Source organism: Mesorhizobium sp. M4B.F.Ca.ET.089.01.1.1 (assembly GCF_004022605.1).
GTDB lineage: Bacteria > Pseudomonadota > Alphaproteobacteria > Rhizobiales > Rhizobiaceae > Mesorhizobium > Mesorhizobium abyssinicae.
The window spans coordinates 1-2,866 of the sequence record NZ_RZOS01000596.1 but is presented as its reverse complement, the minus strand read 5'-3'; the positions used below and the strand labels follow the sequence as shown (position 1 = coordinate 2,866).

Annotated in this window: 2 protein-coding genes; both read right to left on the bottom strand. The window is 62.4% G+C overall.

All coding sequences use genetic code 11. From position 1 onward, the window contains the following. The coding region (locus EN780_RS31265; protein WP_128276204.1) for an adenosylcobalamin-dependent ribonucleoside-diphosphate reductase at positions 1-2,341 on the bottom strand (2,341 nt) is incomplete at its 3' end. A gap of 287 nt (positions 2,342-2,628) precedes the next feature. After that, the coding region (locus EN780_RS39815; protein ID WP_210215064.1) for a hypothetical protein at positions 2,629-2,866 on the bottom strand (238 nt) is incomplete at its 5' end.

Sequence of the window (2,866 nt, the reverse complement as noted above, 5' to 3'; positions counted from 1 at the left end):
GGTTGAAGACGAACTTGATGTCGAAGGCCGACTTCAGCGCCGCGTTCAGCGCCGCGATCTTGTCGTCGGAAAAGCCCTTGGCCTTCAGCGAGCCGGGATTGATGCCGGGCGCCTGGTTGAGGTTGCCGTGGCCAACCGCATAGGCCTCGATCTCGGCGATCTGGCTTTCGGAATAGCCCAGCGTGCGCAGCGCTTCCGGCACGGCGCGGTTGATGATCTTGAAGTAGCCGCCGCCGGCGAGCTTCTTGAACTTCACCAGCGCGAAGTCGGGCTCGATGCCGGTGGTGTCGCAATCCATGACCAAACCGATCGTGCCGGTCGGCGCGATCACGGTTGCCTGCGCATTGCGGTAGCCGTGCTCCTCGCCGAGCTCGATGGCGCGGTCCCAGGCCGCCTTGGCGTGCTCAGCGAGCGCCTGCTGCTTCAGATCGGACGCGACCAGCGGCACCGGGTTGACGGCGAGCTTCTCGTAGCCGTCCTTGTCGCCATAGGCGGCGCGGCGGTGGTTGCGCATGACGCGCAGCATGTTCTGGGCGTTGCGGTCATAGTCCGGGAAGGCGCCGAGCTCGGCCGCCATCTCGGCCGAGGTGGCGTAGGCCGTGCCGGTCATGATCGCGGTGAGCGCGGCGCAGATGGCGCGGCCCTCGTCGGAGTCGTAGGGGATGCCCGAGGTCATCAGCAGGCCGCCGATATTGGCGTAGCCGAGGCCGAGCGTGCGGTATTCGTAGGAAAGCTTGGCGATCTCCTTCGACGGGAACTGCGCCATCATCACCGAGATTTCGAGCACGATGGTCCACAGCCGCACCGTGTGCTCGTAAGTGGCGATGTCGATCGTGCCGTCGGCATTGCGGTAGGGCAGGAGGTTGATCGAGGCGAGGTTGCAGGCCGTGTCGTCGAGGAACATGTATTCCGAGCACGGATTGGAGGCCCGGATCGCACCGGCCGAGGCGCAGGTGTGCCAATCGTTCATCGTCGTGTTGAAGTGCAGGCCGGGATCGGCCGACGCCCAGGCGGCGTAGCCGATCTTTTCCCACAGGTCGCGCGCCTTCAGCGTCTTCAGCGCCTTGCCGTCCTTGCGGGCGGTCAGCTGCCAGTCGCCATCGGCCTCGACCGCGCGCAGGAAATTGTCCTTCAGCGACACCGAATTGTTGGAGTTCTGGCCGGAGACGGTCAGGTAGGCATCCGAATCCCAGTCGGTGTCGTAGGTCTTGAACGACATCGAGGTATAGCCCTGGCGGGCGAACTGGATGACGCGGTAGATGTAGTTCTCCGGCACCGCGTCCTTCTTGGCCGCTTTGATCTCGCGCTTCAGCGCCGTGTTGATCGCCGGGTCGAAGCAGTCGTCGTCATGGCCTTCGCAATTGACGCAGGCCTTCATGATCGCTTCGAGGTGCTTCTTCACGATCTTCGAGCCGGTCACCAGTGAGGCGACCTTCTGCTCTTCATTGACCTTCCAGTCGATGAACTCTTCGATATCGGGATGGTCGACGTCGACGATGACCATCTTGGCGGCGCGGCGCGTCGTGCCGCCCGACTTGATGGCGCCCGCCGCGCGATCGCCGATCTTGAGGAAGCTCATCAGGCCGGAGGAGCGGCCGCCGCCGGACAGCTTTTCGCCTTCGCCGCGCAGCAGCGAGAAGTTGGAGCCGGTGCCTGAGCCATATTTGAACAGGCGCGCCTCGCGCACCCACAGGTCCATGATGCCGCCTTCGTTGACGAGGTCGTCCTGCACGCCCTGGATGAAGCAGGCATGCGGCTGCGGATGCTCGTAGGAGGACTTCGACTTGGTCAGCTTGCCGGTGAAGGGGTCGACATAGAAGTGACCCTGGCTCGGACCGTCGATGCCATAGGCCCAGTGCAGGCCGGTGTTGAACCATTGCGGCGAGTTCGGCGCGACGCGCTGGGTGGCCAGCATATAGGCAAGCTCGTCGCGGAAGGCGCGCGCGTCTTCCTCGGACTTGAAGTAGCCGCCCTTCCAGCCCCAGTAGGTCCAGGTGCCGGCGAGGCGGTCGAAGACCTGGCGGGCATCGATCTCGGAGCCATAGCGCTCGGCCTCGGGGAGCTTGGCGAGTTCGGCCTCGTCGGGGACAGAGCGCCACAGAAAGGAGGGGACGTCGTTCTCCTCGACCTTCTTCAGGCGCGCGGGGACGCCGGCCTTGCGGAAATACTTCTGCGCCAGGATGTCGGCGGCGACTTGGCTGAACTGCGCCGGCACGTCGATATTGTCCAGGCGGAACACCACCGAGCCATCCGGATTCTTGATCTCGGAAAGCGCCTTGCGGAATTCGATCTCCGCGTAGGCGGATTGTCCTGGCTTTGTGAAACGACGCTCGATGCGCATTGGTCCGGTCCTTTGTGTCTATATATAGCGCTTTTCCCCAGGGATTCATGCCCCGAAAGCGAAACGCGCGGTCCGCCGTTTGCCGGCATCTTGACGACGCCGGCATCTCCTTCGCAGTCGTCGCACGGCGCGTTGGCCAACTTCTTGCGAAGTGCCTCTCCAACTCGCCGACGAACCCCCTGCGGGTCCCTCAAAACTTTGAAACTTTTTCGCGATTCCCCCGATCGAGGGTTTCACACTATCTAGGGTCGAACCTGCCTGCAAACACTAAATATAGTGTTAACAGATCATTTTTTCCAGTCCGACAATTCTCCCTTTTCGCCACCCAAGCCCCACCCAATCCCAACGCTTCCGCCGGCCTCGTGAACGGGCGGAAATGTGGGCAAAACGCACAAAATCCGGGAAAAAAGACCGGCCTCTGAACTCTCCGGTCGCGCTCTCAACAGGAACGCATGGCCTATAAAAGGCGACTCGTTTTGCGCCGTCAAGGATTCGTTTACGTAGCTTTTGTGACCCCAATATCTT